Source organism: Terrabacter sp. Root181 (assembly GCF_001428505.1).
Lineage (GTDB): Bacteria > Actinomycetota > Actinomycetes > Actinomycetales > Dermatophilaceae > Terrabacter.
Window position 1 is genome coordinate 237,663 of record NZ_LMHU01000008.1, and the last position, 23,101, is coordinate 260,763.

Annotated in this window: 19 protein-coding genes; 11 read left to right on the forward strand and 8 right to left on the reverse strand. The window is 71.8% G+C overall.

All coding sequences use genetic code 11. The features are described from left to right. Positions 1-99: 99 nt before the first annotated feature. The 3 genes from ASD90_RS17460 to ASD90_RS17470 all read left to right on the forward strand — a co-directional run bounded on the left by ASD90_RS17460 (position 100) and on the right by ASD90_RS17470 (position 2,227). Positions 100-1,023 (forward strand): mechanosensitive ion channel family protein, encoded by a 924-nt coding sequence (locus ASD90_RS17460; protein WP_235506744.1) that lies wholly within the window; start codon positions 100-102, stop codon positions 1,021-1,023. Positions 1,024-1,081: 58 nt separating this feature from the next. Further along, on the forward strand, positions 1,082-1,468 hold the full coding sequence (locus tag ASD90_RS17465) for a globin (RefSeq protein ID WP_056759374.1): 387 nt from the start codon (positions 1,082-1,084) through the stop codon (positions 1,466-1,468). Between the two features lie 138 nt (positions 1,469-1,606). Beyond that, positions 1,607-2,227, forward strand: a complete 621-nt coding sequence (locus tag ASD90_RS17470; protein ID WP_056759376.1) for a hypothetical protein — start codon at positions 1,607-1,609, stop codon at positions 2,225-2,227. Positions 2,228-2,282: 55 nt separating this feature from the next. Here the strand turns inward: ASD90_RS17470 and ASD90_RS17475 are convergent, their stop codons facing one another. Next, positions 2,283-2,690: an NUDIX domain-containing protein gene (locus tag ASD90_RS17475; protein ID WP_056759378.1), complete on the reverse strand. Its 408-nt coding sequence runs from the start codon at positions 2,688-2,690 to the stop codon at positions 2,283-2,285. Then, positions 2,687-3,898, reverse strand: coding sequence for an NAD(P)/FAD-dependent oxidoreductase (locus ASD90_RS17480; protein ID WP_056759380.1), 1,212 nt, complete (start codon positions 3,896-3,898; stop codon positions 2,687-2,689). Before ASD90_RS17480 ends, ASD90_RS17475 begins: the two co-directional genes overlap by 4 nt. Before the next feature lie 55 nt (positions 3,899-3,953). On the opposite strand from ASD90_RS17480, the gene ASD90_RS17485 reads away from it, so the two are divergent. After that, on the forward strand, positions 3,954-4,451 hold the full coding sequence (locus ASD90_RS17485) for a MarR family winged helix-turn-helix transcriptional regulator (protein ID WP_056759383.1): 498 nt from the start codon (positions 3,954-3,956) through the stop codon (positions 4,449-4,451). Between the two features lie 57 nt (positions 4,452-4,508). Here the strand turns inward: ASD90_RS17485 and ASD90_RS17490 are convergent, their stop codons facing one another. Beyond that, positions 4,509-5,363, reverse strand: a complete 855-nt coding sequence (locus ASD90_RS17490) for an LLM class flavin-dependent oxidoreductase (protein WP_056759385.1) — start codon at positions 5,361-5,363, stop codon at positions 4,509-4,511. Positions 5,364-5,483: 120 nt separating this feature from the next. Between ASD90_RS17490 and ASD90_RS17495 the strand changes: the two genes are divergently transcribed. The 5 genes from ASD90_RS17495 (at position 5,484) to ASD90_RS17515 (ending at position 12,015) form a co-directional block, all read left to right on the forward strand. Further along, positions 5,484-7,292, forward strand: a complete 1,809-nt coding sequence (locus ASD90_RS17495; protein ID WP_082588822.1) for an alpha-amylase family glycosyl hydrolase — start codon at positions 5,484-5,486, stop codon at positions 7,290-7,292. 131 nt (positions 7,293-7,423) lie between these two features. Beyond that, a complete protein-coding gene (locus ASD90_RS17500) occupies positions 7,424-7,777 on the forward strand; it encodes a hypothetical protein (protein ID WP_056759386.1) in 354 nt (117 codons plus the stop codon). Between the two features lie 47 nt (positions 7,778-7,824). Next, a complete protein-coding gene (locus tag ASD90_RS17505; protein WP_162260218.1) occupies positions 7,825-10,575 on the forward strand; it encodes a hypothetical protein in 2,751 nt (916 codons plus the stop codon). Then, positions 10,572-11,090, forward strand: coding sequence for a DUF2247 family protein (locus tag ASD90_RS17510; RefSeq protein ID WP_056759390.1), 519 nt, complete (start codon positions 10,572-10,574; stop codon positions 11,088-11,090). The genes ASD90_RS17505 and ASD90_RS17510 overlap by 4 nt, the downstream gene beginning before the upstream one ends. A 133-nt stretch (positions 11,091-11,223) precedes the next feature. Next, positions 11,224-12,015 (forward strand): glycerophosphodiester phosphodiesterase, encoded by a 792-nt coding sequence (locus ASD90_RS17515; protein WP_056759391.1) that lies wholly within the window; start codon positions 11,224-11,226, stop codon positions 12,013-12,015. 66 nt (positions 12,016-12,081) lie between these two features. Here the strand turns inward: ASD90_RS17515 and ASD90_RS17520 are convergent, their stop codons facing one another. Continuing rightward, positions 12,082-12,720 (reverse strand): hypothetical protein, encoded by a 639-nt coding sequence (locus ASD90_RS17520; protein ID WP_056759393.1) that lies wholly within the window; start codon positions 12,718-12,720, stop codon positions 12,082-12,084. After that, on the reverse strand, positions 12,717-13,232 hold the full coding sequence (locus ASD90_RS17525) for a thioesterase family protein (protein ID WP_056759395.1): 516 nt from the start codon (positions 13,230-13,232) through the stop codon (positions 12,717-12,719). The genes ASD90_RS17520 and ASD90_RS17525 overlap by 4 nt, the downstream gene beginning before the upstream one ends. A 123-nt stretch (positions 13,233-13,355) precedes the next feature. On the opposite strand from ASD90_RS17525, the gene ASD90_RS17530 reads away from it, so the two are divergent. Next, on the forward strand, positions 13,356-15,509 hold the full coding sequence (locus tag ASD90_RS17530) for a RecQ family ATP-dependent DNA helicase (RefSeq protein WP_200958648.1): 2,154 nt from the start codon (positions 13,356-13,358) through the stop codon (positions 15,507-15,509). A 52-nt stretch (positions 15,510-15,561) separates the two neighbouring features. Beyond that, positions 15,562-16,530, forward strand: a complete 969-nt coding sequence (locus ASD90_RS17535) for an acyl-CoA thioesterase II (protein WP_082588823.1) — start codon at positions 15,562-15,564, stop codon at positions 16,528-16,530. 80 nt (positions 16,531-16,610) lie between these two features. Here ASD90_RS17535 and treZ read toward each other — a convergent pair whose 3' ends face one another. Genes treZ through glgX form a run of 3 tightly spaced genes read right to left on the reverse strand, consistent with a single transcriptional unit; the run spans position 16,611 to position 23,028 of the window. Continuing rightward, entirely contained in the window at positions 16,611-18,434 is a 1,824-nt protein-coding gene (gene treZ, locus ASD90_RS17540) for a malto-oligosyltrehalose trehalohydrolase (protein WP_056759401.1), read from the reverse strand. Next, positions 18,431-20,860, reverse strand: a complete 2,430-nt coding sequence (treY, locus tag ASD90_RS17545) for a malto-oligosyltrehalose synthase (protein WP_056759403.1) — start codon at positions 20,858-20,860, stop codon at positions 18,431-18,433. The genes treZ and treY overlap by 4 nt, the downstream gene beginning before the upstream one ends. Beyond that, a complete protein-coding gene (gene glgX / locus ASD90_RS17550; RefSeq protein WP_056759405.1) occupies positions 20,857-23,028 on the reverse strand; it encodes a glycogen debranching protein GlgX in 2,172 nt (723 codons plus the stop codon). The genes treY and glgX overlap by 4 nt, the downstream gene beginning before the upstream one ends. Positions 23,029-23,101: the final 73 nt, after the last annotated feature.

A 23,101-nucleotide genomic window follows, 5' to 3' on the forward strand; every position in this document is an offset into this window, starting at 1 on the left:
AGACCCCTGACTGAGACTCCTGTGATCGACGCCTTCACGAACCTGACCCCGTTCAGCTCCACCCCGACACCCAGCCCGCCACCCGCCCAGGACCCAGCCATGACGCTTTCCATGCCCGACCTGTCGACCCTGACGTGGGCCGGGGTCGGCGACTGGCTCGCCGGTGCACCGTTGCTGATCCTGACGACCGTCGTCCTCGGTCTCGTCGCGCGCTGGGTGCTGCACCGGCTCATCGACCGGGTCGTCGCGACGGCGACGTCCCGGCGCGCAGAGCACCTCGCGAGGATCCCCGGCGCCGGGCGGGCGCTGCAGGCGGTGGGCGTCGCCAACGCCCGCCACGTGCAGCGCACCGAGACCGTCGGAGCCCTGCTCAAGAGCATCACGACGTTCATCGTCTACGGGATCACCGCGCTTACGGTGATGTCGCTCGTCGGCATCCCGCTCGGGCCGATGCTCGCCTCGGCCAGCGTCGGCGGCGTGGCCCTGGCGTTCGGTGCCCAGAGTCTCGTCAAGGACTTCCTGTCGGGCGTCTTCATGATCGTCGAGGACCAGTACGGCGTGGGTGACGTCATCGACACCGGTGAGGTCGTCGGCACGGTCGAGAACGTGTCGCTGCGCGTCACTCAGCTGCGCGACGCGGGTGGCATGACGTGGTACGTCCGCAACGGCGAGATCGTGCGCATCGGCAACAAGACCCAGGGGTGGTCGACGGCGATCGTCGACGTCCCGATCGCCTACGACCAGGACGTCGAGAAGGCGATCACGGTGATCCGCGACGTCGTCGGCACCATGGACGACGACGACGACTTCAAGGACATCCTCCTGGAGGAGCCCAACGTCGTCGGTGTCGAGTCGATCGCGGGGGGCGTCATCACGATCCGCATCATCGCCAAGACGATCGCCAACGAGCAGTTCGGCGTGCAGCGCGAGATGCGCGAGCGGGTCAAGACGGCCTTCGACCGCGCCGGCGTGCGCAGCCCCATGCCCGTCATGCCGCCCTACGGCGGGGCCGCCCCGCAGTGACCAACCGCCGCCGGAGCCCGGCCGCGACCACGGCCACCGCTCTGGGAGACTGGCCCACGTGACGTACTACGACGACTTCGGCGGCCACGAGACCTTCGCCAAGCTCGTGCGCGAGTTCTACCGCGGCGTCGCCGAGGACGAGCCGCTGCGCGCCCTCTACCCCGAGGAGGACCTCGGACCGGCGCAGGAACGCCTGCGGATGTTCTTCGAGCAGTACTGGGGCGGGCCGACGACCTACTCCGAGCAGCGCGGCCACCCGCGGCTGCGGATGCGGCACATGCCGTATGCCGTGACGCCCGACATGCGCGACCGCTGGCTGCTGCACATGATGAACGCCGTCGACACCCTCGAGCTCTCCCCCGAGAACGACGACCGGCTGCGCGACTACCTCACGCGGGCGGCATACTCCCTCGTCAACGCGCCGGGGCCGGACGGCACCTTCTGACCTCAGCCCCGCCGACTCCACGACTCACAGCAACTCACAGCGCATTCACGGGTCGGCGGCCTCGCGCCTGGTGTTCTCTGGAGGCAGGCGGTTCCACGGTCGGACGCGCGCGCCCGACGACACGACGGAGGATGCGGCATGGTGTCGATCAACAAGAAGGCGAGCATCGCAGCGGTGGGCGCGGCCGTGGCCGTGATCGGCCTCGGCGTCACGCAGGTGGCTCGGGCCGACGACACGACCTCGACGACTACCCCCACCCCGACGGCGACCTCGACCCAGGGCGACCCCAACAAGGGCACGACCGACTCCGCGCCCGGCACGGGCCGCGGCTGGGGCCCTGGTGGCCGCCACGGCGGCATGGGGCCCGGCATGGGCAAGGGCGTGGACCTCGCGGCGCTCGCGACGAAGCTCGGCGTCAGCCAGGCCAAGCTCGAGGACGCACTCAAGGCCGTGCGTCAGGACCTCAAGTCCAGCCCCGCTCGCGGCCAGGGCACGGCGACGAAGCCCGACCCCGCGACGATGCAGGACGAGCTGGCGACCAAGCTCGCGAGCGAGCTGGGCATCGACGCGGCCAAGGTCAAGGCGGCCTTCGCCGACCTGCGTGCTGCGCACGAGGCCGACGAGCAGAAGGCGTTCGACGACCGCCTCGCCCAGGCCGTCAAGGACGGCACGCTGACGCAGGCCGAGGCCGACGCGGTCAAGAAGGCGGCCCAGGCCGGCGTCATCGACATGGACGGCGGACCCGGCGGGCCGCACTGACGACACGATCGGCTCCCGCGTCGAGGGGCGTCACCCGGATCCCGGGTGGCGCCCCTCAGGCTGTGGCGAGGTGGGCCCGCAGCGAGGGCACGACGTGGTTGCGCAGCAGGGGCGCGAGGTCCGCGGGCAGATCCCCGTCGAGACCGAGCCACCGCTGCTCGGCGATCTCGGCGAGCGGAGCCGGAGCGTCCTCGGGACGCAGGTGCGTGACGTAGACCGTCGCGTCGACCCACGAGTCCGGCTCGTTGGCCGCCACGTCGTGGAACCGGCCCAGCGGCTCCCCGACGCCGGTGACGTCGAGGCCGACCTCCTCCATGACCTCTCGGACGGCCGCCTCGCGAGCGGACTCCCCCGGGTCGATCTTCCCGCCCGGCAGCATGAACCGGGTCGAGCCGGCCTTGCGGACGGTCAGCAGCTGCCGGTCCCGGACGAGGCAGAACGCTGCGGTGACAAAGGTCGTCATGACCCCGACGGTAGTGCCGGCGCCGCCTCCGGGTCCCAGCGGAGCCGGTGCCCGGTGATCCATGCGCTCGAACGCTCGGTGACGACGAAGCGGAAGACGAGTCGCATCATCGCGTCGCGGACGGCGCGACCGGTGCGACCCGGGATCTTCGAGCTGCTGCTCCGTGCTCCCGCCGCGACGATGCGCTCGACACGGTCGCGCCGAGCGGTGTCGTATGCCGTCAGGGCCTCCTCGACCGTGCCCGCGTCGCGCAGGCACGTGGCGAGGACCACGGCGTCCTCGAGGGCGAGGGACGCCCCCTGCCCGGAGCTCGGCGACGGCGCGTGCGCCGCGTCACCGACGATGACCATGCGGTCGCGGTGCCAGCGCGCGACCCGGGGCAGGTCGTGGGTGTTGTCGGCCCAGAGCTCGAGTCGCCCGGTGCGCACGAGGTCGGCGGCCGGTCCCGCGTCGTCGGCGAGCAGCTCGACGAGCCGGTCCTGCCACTGCTCGGGGGTTCGGGCCGCACGTTCGGCCCGGGTGATCGCGGGCCCGGGCACGTTGACGAACCACACGACGTCGCCGTCGGGGGTCGGGTGGGCCCCGAAGAAGGCGCGCGACCCGAAGACGAAGTGCCACTGGCGGGCGGGGAGCGTCGCGGCGAGCGGGGTGCGCTCGGTGATGCCGCCGAAGTTCGTCAGCCCGACGTAGCGGGCCGGAGCCGCGTGTGGGTCGATGGCCTGCCGAACCATCGAACGGACGCCGTCTGCGCCGACCAGCAGGTCGCCCCGGACCGTCGAGCCGTCCGCGAGGGTCACGGTGACCCCGTCGGAGCTGCTGGCCACCTCCGTGACGCGACTCGCGTGACACACCTCGATCCCACGCCGTTCGGCCTCGCCCAGCAGGGCTGCCGCGAGGCGGGAGCGCTTCATGGTCACGGCGACGGTGCCGTCCTCGAGCGGGACACCGAGGCTCATCGAGCCGAGGACGCGACCGGTGGCACCGGCCATGACGTTGCGCTCGCTCGGGAAGCCGATCCCGGTCGCGAGGTGTCGGGCCCCGAGCAGGTCCAGCGCGTGCAGTCCGTTGGGGGCGAGCGTGAACCACGAGCCGGCCTCCCCGTCCGAGCGCGGCCATGCCTCCAGGACCGTCGCCTCGATGCCCACCTGGTGCAGGGCGAGGGCTGTGGCCGGACCGGCGACGCCGCCTCCCACGACGAGAGCCTTCATCTTGGTAGCCTTCCTTACGAGATTCGAATGTTTCGAGATTCGAAAGGTAAGCCTCATGTCGGCCTCCCGTCAACCCTCCCGGCCCGCCGACCGGGAGCCGCTGGTCCACGCGCTCGGCGACGCGATGCAGCAGTACCAGCGCTCCGTCCAGGCCTTCGACGACACCGTCGGACGCCGGCTCGGGCTCGGGGCCGCCGACCTGCGCTGCCTCGACTGGCTCGTCGACGGGCCGAAGTCGGCCGGCCAGCTCAGCACCGCTACCGGACTGCGACCGGCGGCGACGACGGCCCTCATCGACCGCCTCGCCAAGCGCGGGCTCGTGCGCCGGACGCGCTCGGAGACCGACCGACGCACGGTCCTCGTCGAGATGACCGAGCTCGGCCAGGCCCAGACGTGGGAGGCCTACGGTCCGCTCGTCCGTGCCGGGCAGCCGATGCTCGACGAGCTGAGCACCGAGCAGCTCCGGTTCATGACCGACTACCTGCGCCGGATCACCGAGCTGACCGACGAGCACCGCGCGTTGCTCTCGCAGCGAGCACCCAGCCAGCCCTGACCCCGTGGCCGGGCACACGGCATACGCCATCCGGCGGGCGCCGGACCCCCACGCGGTTCAGCGGGTCGTGGGCGGGCCCGCCTCGACGCGCCGACGGACCTCCGCCAGACCATCGGCTCCCGGCTCGAGATCCCACCAGCTCTCGACCCACCATGTGGCCCCTGCCTGCTCCCACGCCGCCGGCTCGGCGGGCTCGAGCGCAGTGAACGAGCCCCACGAGTCGGCCTCGATGACGACGTCGTAGCCCTCCCACGGCAAGCCCGCCTCCTCACGGAGCCGGCGCACCGGCTCGACGACGGCGGCGAAGGCCTCGACGGTCTTCGGCCGCCCGTCGGGTGGGTGGATCGCGGGGATGAGGCCCTGCCAGCGGGCCGCCCGCTCGAGGGAGCGCTGGCGTCCACCACCCGGAGTCGGCGCGCCGACGACCCAGACCGGGGGGTGGGGGCGCTGCGGCGTGGGCGGCGGGAGCATGAAGTCGTTGGGGCCGGCGCTGTAGTGCTCGCCGGCATACGTGAAGGTCGCGGCGTCGCCGAGCAGACCGGCGAAGATCGCCAGGCTCTCGTCGAGCTTGCGGGCACGCACGGCACGGCCCTCGTCGGCCTCGAAGGCCGTCCACCCGGGGTGGAGGGCGCCGAGGCCCACCGACAGGAACGCCCGGCCGCCGCTGATCCGGTCGACGGACCCGACGCGGGAGGCGAGGTCCCACGGTCGGTGGCGTGACGCGGGGGTGAGCAGCGTGCCGAGCCGGATGCGCTCGGTGACCATGGCTGCCGCGCCCAGCTGCACCCACGCGTCGACGCCGTAGAGCGCCTCCCAGCCGAGCACGGCGTCCCACCCGCGATCCTCGCCGAGGCGGGCCAGAGCGGCGAACTCGCGCTCGGTGGCGTACGGGACGACGAAGCCGCTCTTCATGCTCCGTTCCTACCAAGGGGCGGTGACAGGGGCCGTGACAGGCCAGGCGCTGGCGACGCGTTGCAAGAAGTTGCAGAACTTTCTTTGAGTTTTCGGCCTGATGCGGAACGATGGTGGCCCGTGACGCGATCAGCAACCCAGACCCTGAACCACCCCGGGCACCTCACGGAGGTCCGCGAGGACCCGACCCCGGTGCATGCCGCGGACCGCCCGGACAGCGCCTGGTGGCGCCAAGCGGTGATCTACCAGATCTACCCGCGCTCGTGGGCCGACAGCGACGGCGACGGCATCGGTGACCTCCCCGGCATCACGTCGCGGCTGCCCCACCTGCGCGCGCTCGGCGTCGACGCCATCTGGCTCTCACCCTTCTACACCTCGCCGCAGGCCGACGCGGGCTACGACGTCGCCGACTACCGCGACATCGACCCCATCTTCGGTTCGCTCCGCGACGCCGACGCGATGATCGCGCGCGCCCACGAGCTCGACCTCAAGGTCATCGTCGACATGGTGCCGAACCACTCGTCCGACGAGCACGAGTGGTTCCAGGCCGCCCTCGCCGCCGGTCCCGGCTCGGCCGAGCGCGAGCGCTACATGTTCCGCGAGGGCCGCGGCGAGCACGGCGAGCTGCCCCCGAACAACTGGGAGTCCGTCTTCGGCGGAGCCGCGTGGACGCGGGTCACCGAGGCCGACGGCAAGCCCGGCCAGTGGTATCTCCACATCTTCGACACGAAGCAGCCCGACTTCAACTGGGAGCACCCCGAGGTGCGCGCCGAGTTCGAGTCGATCCTGCGCTTCTGGCTCGACCGTGGCGTCGACGGCTTCCGCGTCGACGTCGCCCACGGACTCATCAAGGAGCAGGGCCTGCCCGACACCGAGGAGGAGCGCACGACGATGCTCGGGCACTCCGAGCACGAGCACGGCCCCGAGGGCCTGCACGAGCACCCGCTCGTCGAGGAGGCGCCGCGGATCGACCACACGAAGCGCAGCCCGATGTGGGACCAGGACGGCGTCCACGAGATCTACCGCGCCTGGCGCCAGATCCTCGAGTCCTACGGCGCCCCCGACCGCATCCTCTGCGCCGAGGCGTGGGTCGAGCCGCAGGAGCGCGCCGTCGCCTACGTTCGCCCGGACGAGATGCACCAGGCGTTCAACTTCGACTTCCTCACGGCGTCGTGGACGGCCGAGGACCTGCGCACCGTCATCACCTCGTCGCTGCACGCCGCCGACTCGGTGGGCGCGCCGTCCACGTGGGTGCTGTCCAACCACGACGTCGTGCGCCACGCGTCGCGCCTCGGCTTCGCGCCCGGCACCCCGCGGATGAACGGCATCTCGGCGACCGACCCGCAGCCCGACCGCGCACTCGGTCTGCGTCGGGCACGGGCCGCGACCGCGCTGATGCTCGCGCTGCCCGGCGGCGCGTACATCTACCAGGGCGAGGAGCTCGGCCTGCCCGACTCGACCGACATGCCAGCCGAGTTCCGCCAGGACCCGACCTTCGCGCGCACCCACGGCGCCGAGACCGGCCGCGACGGCTGCCGCGTCCCGATCCCGTGGACGGCGACGGGCCCGTCGCTCGGCTTCGGCCCGAGCGCCAGCACGTGGCTGCCGCAGCCCGACGTCTACGCCGACTACGCCGTCGACCGTCAGGAGGGCGTGGCGGGCTCGACCCTCGAGCTCTACCGCTCGCTCCTCGCCGCGCGTCGCGAGCTGTCCCTCGGGACCGGCTCGCTCACGTGGGTCGAGGGGTATGCCGGCGACGTCGTCGCGCTGACCAACGGCTCGTCCCGGCGTGACCGGGTCGTCGTCGTCGCGAACCTCGGCGCCGACGCCGTCGCGCTGCCCGAGGGCGCCGAGGTCATCGTGGCCTCCGGGCCGCTCGCGGACGGTCTCGTCCCGACCGACACCACCGTCTGGGCCCGCTGGTCCTGATGTCCTGACGAGCGGGTCCTCGACCCGCCCCGCACGTGAGGCCCCCGTCCTGCTGGACGGGGGCCTCACGGCATACCCAGGCCTGTGGATGACGCCCGAGGCGTCGTGTCCGGTTTGCCTACCGTCGGGCCATGACGCGCTACGCCATCGACACCCACGGGATGAGCCGTGAGCGGCTGGCGCTGGCGCACGAGCCGGCGGAGCTGCGCGCGTGCGCATCGGTCGTCGCCGCGGCCACGGCAGGTGCGATGGCAGCCGTGGGGTGCGAGGGTGACGGCCTGAGGGTCGCGCTCGAGCGGTTCCGTGTCGTCCACGCTCACGCGCTCGACGCCGTTGCGGACGCTGCCGGTGCCCTCGGTGACCGCATCGACGAGTCGGCGGCGGAAGCACGGGCCGTCGAGCTGTTCGTCACGGCGGGGTTCGCGGGCGTGGCCGCGAGCGCCCCGCTGGGCCAGGGTGATCCGGTCGATGTGGCGGTGCCGTGAGCCGGTTGCACGACGCGGGGTACGCGTCGCCGACGGTGCCGGGGGACGTGGCGCTCCCCCTTCCGACGGGTGACGTCACCGCCCTGCGTGCGGCCGCCCGGTCTCTCGACCGGGCCGCTGCACGGGCCCGGTCCACGACCACCGTGCGCGGGACCCTGGCCCCTCGGCTGGGAGCAGTCTGGACCGGGGACGCCGCCGTTGCGGCAGGCACGGAGGCGGCCGAGCTCGGCGCCCGGGCGCGACGCGTCGTCGACGGCCTCTGCGTCGCCTCACGCTCGCTGCTGACGTATGCCGCCGCGTTCGATCTCGCGGTAGCGCAGGTGCGCTCGTTACAGCGACGGTGGGACGCGCTCGACGCCGATCACGCGCTCGCCCTCCTGCGCCTCGACGCCCTCCCCGATCCGACGGGAGCCCTCGGCCTGCTCGGCTCGGAGCGAGCCCGCTCCGACCTGGCGGTCGGACGCGCTCGGCTGAGCCGGGCGTACGCCGGCGTCCTCGACGACCTGCGGGCGGCGGGTCGCCGATGCGCGGCGCTCGTGGCGGGCGCCACCGACGCGACCTTCCCGTCGGGGGCAGCGGCGAGCAGCGAGCGTGTGCGCTCGGCGGTCACCGGCGGCCTGTGGTTCGCCGACGGGGTCGTCTCGACACGGGTGTCGCGTGACGCCGCCCTTGCGGACAGCCTCCTCGTGCGCCGGCTCGTAGCGGACGGTGGCTCTGCGTCGCCGCGTCTGACGGACGGCACCGCTGCGCAGCTCGCGAGCCGGGTCCGCGCACGCGCCGACGACCCGGTCTACGCGCAGGCGCTGCTGTCGGAGATGGGAACCGACGGACTCGCCCGGCTGCTCCTGGCCACCGGGGTGACGCGGAGCGCATCGGGTGCACACGTCGACACGCTGCGGGAGGTCCTCAGCGCCTTCGGGTCGATCGTCATCACGGCGACGAGCCACGGCGCCCCCATTGGCACCGATCCACGGACCCGCGCCCGACTGGCGTCCGGCGCTGCACTCCTCGCGGACGACCTCGTCGCCGTCGTCGACACGGTGCGCGTCGACCCCGGCAGCGGAGGCCGGGCGACCGGGGCCTGGCTGCTGGGCCAGCTGCTCTCGGGCGCGGGGGCGGCCGGCGACGACCGTCGGCTGCCGGCCCGGTTCGCACGTCGTGCCGCCGCTGCGGCCGCGACGTCCGAGATCGCCGAGACCCGCGATGCCGACGCGGACCTGCGGCACGGGACGACCCTGCGTCCCGACGGCACCGACGCGTTCGCGTCGTGGTTCGACGATGCCCCGCGCACCGGGGACGCCGTCCACGTGCTGCTCGAGCACGTCGGCGACGACCCCGCCGAGCAGGCAGCCCTGCTCGCCGAGCCGCTCCCCGGGTCGCTGGTCGCCGGCGGAGCCTTGTCGAACTCACGAGGCGACCGTCTGACCCTGGGTGAGCACCTCGTGCGCCGCTGGGTCACGTTCGAGGCCAATGGGATCGAGAGCAATCCCGACCTCCGCCTGGCGACCGACGAGGATCTCGCGACGTTGCTGCGGAGCATCGCCACGAGTGCTGATCAGGGTTCGGCGGAGATCCGTGCGCGGGTCATGCTCGAGCTCTCCCGCACGAGCGCGTACGCGATGCTCGAGGCGTCGACGACCCGGATCTACACGACGTCCACGTCGCCGGTCGAGGACCTCGTCGCCGACTGGGTGTCGGCCATGCGCGAGAACGTCGACGTCGCTCTCACGACGTCGGTCCCGGCAGCACGGCCGGTCGGTTACGTCCGCCCCACCTCGGACGGGATGCAGCCGTGGCTCGACGGTCAGGAGCTGACAGGCGTCGTGGGCGCCTTGGCGGTCGACACCGGGACGGGGCTGCGTGCCAAGGACGCCGGCGCCGCGTACGACCGGCTCGTCGACCGCGAGCTCGACGTGGCCCGGCGGTCGGCTGCGTCCGGTGACGATGTCCGGCGCGACGTCGCGAGGCTGGGGTTCCTCGACCAGTCGGCATCCGCAGCGCTCGTGGCGGTCGCCCGACGCCAGGACGAGCTGAACCGCTCCGCGTGGCGAGGCCTGGCCGAGGCCGGACACGTCGTCGCCGAGATCCGTCGCGGCGGCGTGACCGGCCTGGCGTCGACCGTGCACACCTACGTCGACGGCGGGACGATGCGCACCCCCACCGACGACCTCCTCATCGCGCTCGTCCGCTCTGACGTGGAGCTGTCCCAGACCGAGCTCGACGACCTCCACCGGGGACGGCTGGCCGCGCGCATCGAGGCGATCACCGGGAAGTGCACGGACGTGCTCCCCACGATCGCGCTCGGGGCTCGGCGCGCTCCTCTGCTCCCGACGGCCGCCCAGTTACGAGCCGCCCGGGACGCCGAGATCCGGGCCGCGGCCGACGCCGCGTTCAAGGACGACGCCCGCCGTGGCTCAGCGTCCGCCATGGATCGCCTCAAGCCGCGCACAGTCCTTACGAACCGAGCGCACGTCACCCCTGCGAAGGACTCCCACCTCGCGCGACCATCAACTCCCGCCGAAGCGGAAGAGCGGATTCGTCGCGCGCAGCCGAGTGGGTCCGCACTCAAGAGTGACCCGCTGCACCGATCCGGCTCGTGGGTCGTCGAAGACGTGGCCGAGAAGGCGACGGTCTTCATGCTCGTCGGCGGTGATGGGGTCAGCCGCACGCTCGTGCAGATGCCGGGTAGCGTGAACGGCGTCGCGGGTCGATTCGAGTGGATCCTCGAGCAGGACCGCATCACACATCAGCTGTTCGTCCGCGACGGCAGGATCACCGGGGTGCCCATCAAGCCATGAGCAGCGAAGACACCAACAGAATGTCGGCCGAGTTCATCACCAGCCGTGTGCACCTCCTACCCAGCGAGCTCGCTCGTGGGTACAGATTGGGCTATCTCGACGAGGCAACGGTCGTCGAGCTTGCCGAGGACGCCTTCAGGCGTGGCCACTCGGAGGCCACAGCCATCGGGGAACTGGCGCTCCTTCTCTCTGACGAGCTCGATCGAGTCCCGGACCTGCTCGGCCAGATCGACACCATGGCCGCGCCTGCCGACCCGGACCCGTCCCTCGTCTGGCTCTTCCTCGTGCTCGCCCAGGCCTACGACCGACGGGGGGTGTCAAAGGACCCGCTGGCGGACCTCGAGGCCATCTACGCGGAGTTCGGCTATCCAGAAGAGATCGAGGGTTTCGTTCCGTTTCTCCCAGCACCGGAAGGGCAACGGTCCGGCCCAGACGCGATCCAACGACGCTGGCGGGCCTACCTCGACGAGAGATCCATGACCTATGCCCGGCGCGCCGAAGCGTCAGACGCATGACGACTCGCGACATATCCGCCGAGTCCCGTCGTCGCGGCGACAACGGTGGACGCGACCGCATGTCCTGAAGGGTGTCCACTCGAAGTCAGGCGGGCACGTGTGCGGCAGAGAACCGACGGATACCCTCAGCGACATGGTGACGACGCGGGCCTTCCTCGAACGAACACCCGTGGCGCTGGCCCACCGGGGCGGGGCCCTCTACGCACCCAACGTCGGGCTCGAGAACACCATGACCGCCTTCGGCAACGCCGTCGACCTCGGCTACACGCACCTCGAGACCGACGTCCACGTCACCCGCGACGGCCTGCTCGTCGCCTTCCACGACACCCGGCTCGACCGGGTCAGCAACGCCCGGGGACGCATCCGCGACCTTCCCTGGTCGGAGGTGTCGCACGCGGAGGTCGGGGACGGCGGACACGTCCCGCTGCTCACCGACGTCCTCGACGCCTGGCCCGACATCAACCTCAACATCGACCTGAAGGCCCCGGGCACGGCCGAGCCGCTCTGGCGGATCATCGAGGAGCGCGGTCTGCACGACCAGGTCTGTGTCGGCTCGTTCTCGCAGCGCAACATCTCCCACTTCCGGCGTCTCTCGCACGGCTCCGTCGCGACCGCAGCCGCACAGGTCGGCACGGCGTTGGCGCGCTTCGGGCCCGGTGCGCTCACGGCGATCTTCCGCACACCCGCGGACGTCTTCCAGGTACCGCCGTCGATCCCGGTGCGCGGACGGTCGGTGCCCGTGGTCACCCGGCGCCTCGTCGACACGGCACACCGCTACGGCAAGCAGGTCCACGTCTGGACCATCGACGACCCCGGCATGATGCGGCGGCTGCTCGACCTCGGCGTCGACGGGCTCGTCAGCGACCGTATCGACGTGCTCAAGGACGTCCTCGTCGAGCGCGGCCAGTGGACCGGGCGGACCTGACGACCGACGCGCCACGCGCGGGGCGGGCCGGGTCGCACAGAGCGGCGGACGGCATACGCCATCAGGTCAGCGGACAAGTACGTGACCTCGCAACGTGCTGAGACGCGTCCACCGGCCGTGCGCCGCGATCGACGCCGGCTCCCCGGCCGTGGTGAAGCCCAGCACGTGGGCGCCGAACGCGAGACCGGCGGCGATGGGGGGCACGGTGTCGCTCATCGCACCCCACGTGCGCCTCCTCAGTGACTCGACCGCATGACCACCGGCCTTCTCGGGAGTGCCTTCGGCGACCTGCGAGATGCCTTGCCGCGCAATGGAGTCGATGACCTCAGCGTCGAGCTGACCGACCGGCTCCCACCCGTCGCGAGGCGGCGTCAGCCCGCTCCACGGCGCACGGACGGTCGTCGGCGGGACGCTGAGCACGGCGCCTCCCCCGTCGCGGGCGAGACGGTCGCTGACCGACGCGAAGGACACGGTGGTGTCGACGACGTCGGACGGCGCGATGGTGACCACGCGCATGCCCAGCACGGTGCCGTCGCCCATCAGTCCGGTGCCCTCGATCACGGCGACCGTGGTGACGAGGAGGTTGCCCAGCACCTGCAGCCGCACGGCGCCGTCGGGGTTGGCGCGGCTCGCGCGCGCGAGGTAGGTGCCGAGGTCGGCGAGTCCCCGCGGGTCGCCGAAGTCGATCCGAGGCGTGCCGGTCACCGGCGTCGCCTCCGGAACGGCGCCGGCCCGCCGACATGCACCTGCACCGACGCGCGCTCGTCGGGGCGCATGCGCCGCGGCGACTCGCTGGCGAAGTCGTAGAGCGCGAGCTCGGTCTCGGCGACGGCATAGACGGGCCGCTCGCCGTCCCCGACTCCGTCGGGGTCGGTGACGATGTAGGCCACGTCGAAGCCGGCCCCGCCCACCCGGGAGACCCACATCTGGATCTCGACCGGGGCGTGCCGGAAACCGAGCGGGCGGCGGTACTCGATCTCGTGTCGGGACACGAGCACACCCTCGTCGAGCATCGTCTTGTCGCCCGCCCCACCGCCGTCGAACCAGTCGCGGAAGGCGATGACGCGTGCGTCCTCGAGCAGGCGCAGGAACTGGACGTTGTTGATGTGCGCGTACGCGTCCATGTCGGACCAGCGCAACGACACCTGCGCGGCGTATGGGGTCCCCGGCGGTCGGTCCTCGCGCGGGGTGCCGCTCGGCTCGGTCGTCTCCGTCATGGCCCCATCCTTCCAGCCCGGTGGGTCGGCGCTTCGTCCACATCCCCTCCGTGGACCGGCGGGTCGTCCACAGCCCGGGTATGCCGGTCGGCCCGGTCGGTGGCGGCACGTAGGTTGGGTGCCATGACGTCACCCCCCACCTCGGCTCCCACCGCACCGCTCGTCGCCGACGTCGACCCGGCCCTGCGCGAGCGGGCGACGACCGCGCTCCGCCGCCTCGTCGGCCGTGACGACGTCGACTTCCGCGACGGCCAGCTCGAGGCGGTCAACGAGCTCGTGGCCGGGCGGCGGCGCGTGCTCGTCGTCCAGCGCACCGGTTGGGGCAAGTCCGCCGTCTACTTCGTCGCGACCGCGCTGCGCCGGGCCGAGGGGGCCGGGCCCACCGTCATCGTCAGCCCCCTCCTCGCCCTGATGCGCGACCAGATCGCCGCGGCCGAGCGTGCCGGGATCAAGGCCGTCACCCTCAACTCGACGAACGCCGACGAGTGGGGCGCCGTGTCCGGCGCCCTCGCGCGCGGCGAGGTGGACGTCCTGCTCGTCAGCCCCGAGCGGCTGAACAACCCCCGCTTCCGTGACGAGCAGCTCCCCGCCCTCGCCGAGACCTGCGGGTTGCTCGTCGTCGACGAGGCCCACTGCATCAGCGACTGGGGGCACGACTTCCGACCTGACTACCGCCGGATCCGAGACCTGCTCACGACGCTGCCCGAGCGCACCCCCGTCCTGGCGACGACCGCGACCGCCAACGCGCGCGTCGTCACCGACGTCGTCGAGCAGCTCGGCGCGGGTGGCCGCGACGTGCTCACCCTGCGCGGCCCGCTGGCCCGGGCGTCGCTGCGCCTCGGGGTGCTGCCGCTCGCGGCGCCCGAGCAACGGCTTGCCTGGCTCATCGCCCACCTCGGCGACCTGCAAGGGTCGGGCATCGTCTACGCCCTGACGGTCGCCGCCGCCGAGGACGTCGCGGTGGCGCTGCGCGAGGCCGGTCACCAGGTGGCTGCCTACACGGGGCGCACCGAGCCCAGCGAACGCATCCGCCTCGAGGAGGCACTGCGCGACAACGAGGTCAAGGCCCTCGTCGCCACCTCGGCGCTCGGCATGGGCTTCGACAAGCCCGACCTCGGCTTCGTGCTGCACCTCGGTGCTCCGTCGTCACCGGTTGCCTACTACCAGCAGGTCGGTCGCGCGGGCCGTGCCACCGAGCGTGCCGACGTCCTGCTCATGCCGGGCCCCGAGGACAAGGACATCTGGCGCTACTTCGCCTCCGCGTCCATGCCCAAGCAGGACCAGGCAGACGCCGTCGTGCGGGCCCTGTCCGAGTCACCCAAGGCGCTGTCGACGGTCGCGCTCGAGTCCATCGTCGACGTGCGTCGCACCCGTCTCGAGCTGCTCCTCAAGGTGCTCGACGTCGACGGCGCCGTCCACCGCGTGCCCGGCGGCTGGACCGCCACGGGCGAGCCGTGGACCTACGACGCCGAGCGCTACGGCCGCGTCACCGAGGCGCGCGAGCGCGAGCAGCAGCTCATGGTCGACTACGAACGCACCGACCGCTGCCGCATGGCGTTCCTGCAGGAGACCCTCGACGACGACTCCGCGGAGGCGTGCGGCCGGTGCGACCGGTGTGTCGAGCCGTGGTTCGACACGACGATCCCCGAGGCCGCCGTCAACACGGCCCGGTCACGCCTCGAACGACCGGGTGTGGTGCTCGAGTCCCGCGCGCAGTGGCCTCCCGGCATGGAGCGTCTCGGCGTCCCGCTCAAGGGCAAGATCGCGCCCTCGGTGTCGATGCAGGAAGGCCGCGCCGTCGCCCGTCTCAGCGACCTCGGGTGGGGCCAGCGGTTGCGCGAGCTGCTCCGCGGCGAGGACCGGGAGGTCCCCGCCGAGGTCGTCCGCGCCTGCGTCGACGTGCTCGCCGGGTGGGGCTGGCAGGAGCGTCCGGCGGCCATCGTCTCGATCCCGTCGCGACGACGACCGCAGCTCGTCGGCTCGCTGGCGGCAGGCCTCGGCCAGCTGGGGCGCCTTCCGTATCTCGGCGCTCTCGACATCGTCGAGGGCGGTCCCGTCGGAGAGTCCGGCGGCAACAGCGCCTTCCGGCTCGCCAACGTCTGGGGTCGGTTGGCAGTGGGACCCGAGCTCGCGGCCGCACTCAGCGGCATCCCGGGTCCGGTGCTGCTCGTCGATGACGTCAGCGACTCCCGGTGGACGCTCACCGTCTGTGCGGGGCTGCTGCGCGAGGCCGGCGCCCCCGCCGTCCTGCCGATGGTGCTCGCCCTGGAGGCGTGACCCACGTCCCCGGCCGCAGCGGTCGCTCCGCTGCGGCCACTAGGGTCGTCCTGTGACTGCTGACGCCCCCGCCGAGCCGCGCCCGCTGCCCCCCATGGAGGACCTCCTCGAGGTGCTGACCCTCCGCGACGTCGGGACCGCCCAGATCGCGGTCACCGACGTCCGCGGCCGGGACGCCGCCGAGTCGATCGGTGCGACGTCCGCGCGCGTCTTCGAGGGCCGCAGCCAGAAGATGCCCCACGGACGCGTCTTCGGCGGCCAGGTCCTCGCCCAGTGCGTGATGGCCGCCGGCACCACCGTCCGTGACGTCAACGACGGCGACGGACCCCGCCCCATCCACTCGCTCCACGGCTACTTCATGCGACCCGGCGACGACACGCTGCCGATCCGCTTCGCGGTCGAGGAGATGCGCGACGGCAACTCCTTCTCCACCCGGCGCGTGCACGCCGTGCAGAAGGGCGCACCGATCATGTCGATGGTCTGCTCCTTCCAGGAGCGAGCCGGGGGGCTCGACCACCAGAACCCCATGCCCCAGGTGGCCGGACCAGACGGGCTGACGTCGCTCGCCGAGGCGTTCCGCGGCGTCGACCACCCCGGGGCCCGGCACATCGCCGAGTCCCGTCCGATCGAGCTGCGGCCCGTCGAGAGCAACATGTTCGTCGACGCCGGTCCCGAGCAGGTTGCGACCAACCACGTGTGGATGCGCGCCGTCGAGCGGCTGCCCGACGACCCGCTGCTCCACGCGGCCGTGCTCGCCTACTCGAGCGACTACTCGCTCCTCGAGCCGGTGCTGCGCCGGCACGGCCTGGTGTGGAGCGACCGTCGCCTACGCGTCGCGAGCCTCGACCACTCGATGTGGTTCCACCGCGACGTCCGGGTCGACGACTGGCTGCTCTACGCGCAGCAGTCACCGTCCGCCGTGAGCGGCCGTGGCCTGTCCATCGGCGAGATCTTCAGCCAGGACGGCACCCTCGTCGCGACGACCGCCCAGGAGGGCATGGTCCGCGTCAAGGAGTCCTGACACCCTGGCTCAGCCCCGACCCTGTCGTCCGCCCGACCGGACACTCGAGTGAGCGGTCGGTAACACTCGAGTGGGCGGGGTCAGGGGGTGGTGCGCAGCACGGCGACGTCGTGGCCGTCGAGGCTGACGCCGTGCGAGTCGACGATCGGCGACCGTCCCCACGACGCGAGGACGTGCTCGACCTCGCCCGCGAAGGGGACGACGCCCGAGCGACCGGCCAGGTTGGCGACGACGTGGACGGAGCCACGCGACAGGACGATCCACCGTGCGTGCTCGTCGAACGTCACCGACGTGGTGCGCAGGTCACCGGAGGCCACATCGGGCTGCGTGCGGCGGACCTTGATGAGCTCGCGGTAGAAGTGCAGCATCTCGTTGTGCCCCGGTGCGCTCGGCTCGCTCCAGTCGAGGACGCTGCGCGCCCGCGTGGCGGGGTCCTGCGGGTCGGGCACGTCGGCCTCGTCCCACCCGTGGGCGGCGAACTCGCCGCGGCGACCGTTGCGCACGGCGTCGGCCAGCCACTCGTCCTCGAACGAGGTGAAGAAGGCGAACGGCGTGCTCGCGCGCCACTCCTCCCCCATGAAGACCATCGCCGTGAACGGCGAGAGCAGGTAGAGCGCGGCCCCGATCGCCTGCTGCCCGGGCGAGACCTGGTCGCTGATGCGGTCACCGGTGGCTCGGTTGCCGACCTGGTCGTGGGTCTGGAGGTAGGCGAGGAACTCGTGACCCGAGCGGACCTCGGGATCGACCCGCGCTCCCCAGACCTCACCCCGGAAGGTCGACACGCGGCCGTCGTGGAGGAAGGCGTCGGTGAGGGTCTTGGCGAGCACGGAGATGGGACCGCCCTCGGGCCACGCCTCGGTGCCACCGGCGAAGTCGGCGTAGTAGCCCTGGGTCTCCCCCGTGAGCGCGACGTGGAGGGCGTGGTGGATGTCATCGTCCCACTGGGCCGTCATGCCCCGGCCACCCTCAGCGGTGGGTGTCACCATGACGGCGTCGTTGAGGTCGCTCTCGGCGATGAGGTCGAGGGGGCGCCCGAGCTGCTCTGCGAGAGAAGCGGTCTCGTCGGACAGCTGGGCGAGGACGTGGCGCTCCGACTCGTCGCGCAGCTCGTGGACGGCGTCGAGCCGGAGGGCATCGACGTGGAAGTCGCAGAACCACCGCAGAGCGTTGTCGATGACCCAGCGGCGCACCTCGTGGCTGCCCTCGGCGTCGAGGTTGACGGCCGGTCCCCACGGCGTCGTGTGGGTGTCGGTGAAGTACGGCCCGAACTCGGCGAGGTAGTTGCCCGTGGGGCCGAGGTGGTTGTAGACGACGTCGAGGCAGACCCCGAGACCGCGCGCGTGGCACGCGTCGACGAAACGCTGGAAGGCGGCGGGACCGCCGTAGGCCTGCTGGACGGCATACGGCGCGACGCCGTCGTAGCCCCAGCCGTGCGTGCCGCCGAAGGCCGCGACCGGCATGACCTCGACGACGTCGACGCCCAGCTCGACGAGGTGCCCGAGGTGGGCGATCGCCGCGTCGAAGGTGCCCTCCGGCGTGAACGTGCCGATGTGCAGCTCGTATACGACTCCGCCGAGCACCCCGCGCCCGTCGCGGGTGCCGCGCCAGTCCCGATCGGCCCAGGCATGGGCCGACGCGTCGAAGGTGCGGCTCGCGGCGTTGACGCCGTGCGGCAGCCAGGCGCTCCGCGGGTCAGGCCGCAGATCTCCCCCGTCGAGGCTGAAGGAGTAGTCGAGGGTGACGTCGTCCGGCCGGGCCCAGGACCACCAGCCCCCGTCGGCGGCGGTCATGGCGTGCCGTTGCGCCGCTGACGTCGGCTCGGCGCCCGACCCGTCCACCCGGGCGACGACGACGTCGACCCGGGACGCGGAAGGCGCCCACACGCGGAGCGGGTCGGAGGTCATGACTCGTCCCCTACCCGCACGAGCAGCGCGACGGGCAGGCCCTCGTCGCCGACGAGGTCTCCGAGGCGCGTGGAACCACCGTCGAAGGTGCGCGCCGAGACGACGTCGGACCAGCGCCCTGCCGGCAGGTCGAGGGTGGCGTCACCGAAGCCGCCGGCGTCGGCGAGCCGACCCGCAAGACGCGTGACGACGGTGACGACCTCGAGCCCGTCGCCCGTGCCGCGCCCGAAGGCGACGGCGTGCCCGGAGGTCGTCGCGACGGGGACGTAGGTCGCGTCCTCACCGGTGAAGCACTCGGGCCACTCGCGACGGGTGCGCAGGGCAGCCGTCGTGACGAGCAGCTTCTCGTCGTCAAGGTCCGCGGGGGCGGCTCCACCGTCGAGGCGGGCGAGTCGGTCGCGGCGCTCCTCGTAGTCGACGAGCCTTCGGTTGTCGGGGTCGACGAGCGACAGGTCCACGAGGTCGGTGCCCTGGTAGACGTCGGGCACGCCCGGCATCGTCAGCTGCACGAGCTTCTGACCCAGCACGTTGGCGCGCGTTTCGCGCCCGGTCGCATCGACCCACGTCTCGACGTGCGCGACGATCCCGGGCGTCGTCACGACACCCGACACGAACCGCTCGACGGCCGACTCGTACGCCTCGTCCGGGTCGGTCCACCGTGTGAAGAGCTTGGACTCGCGAATCGCCTTGAGCGCGTAAGCCTGCAGCCGCTCCTCGCTGATCGGCCAGGCACCGACGAGGGTCTGCCAGAGGAAGTACTCGGTCAGCGCGTCGAGCCCGTCGGCACGGGCCGGTGTCGCCAGCTCGCGGGCCGTCCGCACCCACGCCGCCCACGCATCCGGCCGCTCGGCCAGCACGTAGAGGCGCGCGCGCACGTCCTCGGCACGCTTGGTGTCGTGGGTCGAGAGCGTCGTCATCGACTGCGGCCACTCCCCCAGCAGGTTCTGGGCGAACCGGTGGAAGTCGGCGGTCGGCAGGCCGACCCGCGTCGGGTCCCCGCCGACCTCGTTGAGCCCGACGAGGCGCACGTAGCGGTAGTACGCCGTGTCCTCGATCGCCTTGGCCATGGCCGGCCCGCACGTCTGCTGGAACCGCACGACGAACTCGTCGCGCGCCGACTCGTCTCGAACATCTCCCTCGCCCAGGGCGAGGTCGACGAGACCCTCGACGCAGGCGCGGTCGAGCGAGTCGTACCGAGCGCCGGCGCCCTCGACGACGGCCAGCTCGAGCGGCTCGGCCTGGAGTCCCTGCCGGGGTTGTCCCGGCCGGACGTAGACGCGGTAGCGGTCCATGCCGACGAGCATCGCCTCGAGCACCTCGCGCGCTGCGGCCTCGTCGAGGTCCGGGCGCGCCCGGGCCACGAGGCGCATCAGACGGCTCACCTCGGTGGCGAGCATGACCTGCACGACCCAGCGCTTGGACTCCGTGACGATCGCCTCGAGGTCCTGGCGCTCGCCGAGCAGCTCGGTCGAGAGGTCGTCGAGCGGCTCCACCCCGGCAGGGTCGACGAAGAGCCCGCCGATGCGCAGCAGTGCGTCGTAGCCGGTCGTCCCGGCCGTCCGCCACGTGTGCGGCAGCTGCTCGTCGCCCTCGAGGATCTTCTCGACGACGACCCAGACGTCCCGGGTCGCGTCGCCGAGCCGCCCGAGGTAGCCCTCCGGGTCGGCGAGGCCGTCGGGATGGTCGATGCGCAGGCCGTCGATCGCGCCCGACCGGATGCCGTCGACGAGCAGGGCGTGCGTCGCGTCGAAGACCTCGGGCTCCTCGACGCGCACCGCGATGAGGGACGTGACGTCGAAGAAGCGCCGGTAGTTGAGCTCGGAGTCGCCGACCGTCCACGACGCGAGGCGGTAGTGCTGGGCGGCGAGCACGTCACCCAGCGGCGCAGCCACGTCGGAACCGGGAGCGAGCGGGAAGACGTGGTCGTAGTACTGCACCACCGGCTCGCCCTCGTGCTCCCCGACGGAGATCTCCCCCGACGCGAGCACCTCGTCGAGCGGCGCCCCCAGCACCGGCATGAGGATGCGACCGTCCTGGGCGTCCCAGTCGACGTCGAACCACGTGGCGTATGCCGACTGCCGGCCCTCGCGGAGCACCGACCACAGTGGGCGGTTGAGCGAGAGCGGCGTCGGGACCGTCATGTGGTTGGGCACGACGTCGACGACGACGCCGAGCCCTGCCTCGTGGGCTGCCTCGACGAGCCGGGCGAAACCGGCGCCGCCGCCGAGCCCTGCCGCCACCGACGTGTGGTCGGTGACGTCGTAGCCGTGCTTGGAGCCGACCGTGGCCTGCAGGATCGGCGACAGGTAGACGTGCGTGATCCCCAGTGTCGCAAGGTGTTTCACCTGCGCGACCGCGTCGTCGAGGGTGAAGTCCGGCTCGAGCTGGAGCCGGTGGGTCGAGACGGGTGCGCTGGCATACCTCACGCGGTGGCCTCCTCGGTGACGCCGGGGATGATCGGCGAGACGATCACGCGGGGGCACCTCAGCACGACGATGCTGCGGGGCTGGACCTGGATCTGCCACGTCGCGTCGAGGTGGTTCGCCTCGACCTCGTGCAGCGCCGTGTCGATCACGGGGATCCACTCCGCGCCGTACTCCTCGTCGGGGAGCGTGAAGGTCAGCGGCTCGTGGTGCGCGTTGAACATCACGAGGAAGGAGTCGTCGAGGATCTGCTGCCCTCGCGGGTCGGGCTCGGGGATCGCGGAGCCGTTGAGGAAGACCATGAGCGACTTGGCCAGACCGTTGCTCCACGCTTCTTCGTCCATGTGCTGCGCCTCGGGCGTGAACCAGGCGATGTCACCGAGCTCGCTCTCGCCGCCGTGGTCGGCGTTGCCGGCGAAGAACCTCCGGCGTCGGAACACCGGGTGCTCGCGGCGCAGCTTCACGAGGGACTGGGTGAAGACGAGCAGCTTCTGGTCGTCCTCGTCGAGGACCCACTGGATCCAGGAGATGTCGTTGTCCTGGCAGTAGCCGTTGTTGTTGCCGCCCTGTGTGCGCCCGAGCTCGTCGCCGTGCAGCATCATCGGCACGCCCTGCGAGAAGAGCAGGGTGGTGAGGAAGTTGCGCTGCTGACGCAGCCGCAGGTCGCGGATCTCCGGGTCGCTCGTCGGACCCTCGACGCCGCAGTTCCACGACCGGTTGTGGCTCTCGCCGTCGTTGTTGCCCTCGCCGTTGGCCTCGTTGTGCTTGTCGTTGTAGGAGACGAGGTCGCGCAGCGTGAAGCCGTCATGGGCGGTCACGAAGTTGATCGAGGCGATCGGCTTGCGGCCGGAGTGCTCGTAGAGGTCGCTGGATCCCGTGAAGCGCGAGGCGAACTCGCCGAGCGCGCCGCCATCGCCGCGCCAGAAGTCGCGCACCGTGTCGCGGAACTTGCCGTTCCACTCGGTCCACAGCGGCGGGAAGTTGCCCACCTGGTAGCCGCCCTCGCCGACGTCCCACGGCTCGGCGATGAGCTTGACCTGGCTGACGACCGGGTCCTGCTGGATGAGGTCGAAGAAGGCCGACAGCTTGTCGACCTCGTGGAACTGGCGGGCCAGGGTCGCGGCGAGGTCGAAACGGAAACCGTCGACGTGCATCTCGGTGACCCAGTAGCGCAGCGAGTCCATGATGAGCTGCAGCACGTGGGGGCTGCGCATGAGGAGGCTGTTGCCGGTGCCGGTCGTGTCGTAGTAGTGGCTGAGGTCGTCGCTGACGAGGCGGTAGTAGCTGTTGTTGTCGAGCCCACGGAACGCCAGCGTCGGGCCCATGTGGTTGCCCTCGGCCGTGTGGTTGTAGACGACGTCGAGGATGACCTCGATGTCCGCGGCGTGGAGCGCCTTCACCATGGCCTTGAACTCCAGCACCTGCTGACCGCGCTGCCCGCCGGCGGCGTACTCGTTGTGCGGGGCGAGAAACCCGATGGTGTTGTAGCCCCAGTAGTTCGACAGGCCGCGGTCGACGAGCGGCGCGTCCTGGACGAACTGGTGCACGGGCATGAGCTCGATGGCGGTGATGCCCAGGTCGCTCAGGTGCTTGATCATCGCCGGGTGCGAGATGCCGGCGTACGTGCCGCGGATCTCCTCGGGGATCTCCGGGTGCAGCATCGTGAGGCCCTTGACGTGAGCCTCGTAGATGATGCTCTCGTGGTACTCGTGGCGCGGCGGGCGGTCGTCGCCCCAGTCGAAGAACGGGTTGATGACGATCGAGTGCATCGTGTGGCGCACGTTGTCGTCGGTGTTGATCTTCCTCGTCGTCGCGGCCTTGGCGTCACCGAAGGTGTACGAGTAGAGCGACTGGTCGTTCTCGGCCTGCCCCTCGATGGCCTTGGCGTAGGGGTCGAGCAGGAACTTGCTCGGGTTGCAGCGGTGACCGCTGGCAGGGTCGTAGGGCCCGTGGACGCGGAAGCCGTAGCGCTGTCCGGGCTGCACGTAGGGCACGTAGCCGTGCCACACGAAGCCGTCCGTCTCGGGCAGGTCGAGCCGCGTCTCGCTCAGGTCGTCGTCGAGGAGGCAGAGCTCGATGCGCTCGGCGACCTCGGAGAAGACGGCGAAGTTGACCCCCGAGCCGTCGTACGTCGCTCCGAGTGGGTAGGGCTTGCCCGGCCAGATCTCCATGGACCTTCTTCCGTCGTTCGGTCGCGGCAGGGCCGCGGCGCCACGGCGTGGCGACCTGCGGACGACGGTGGCC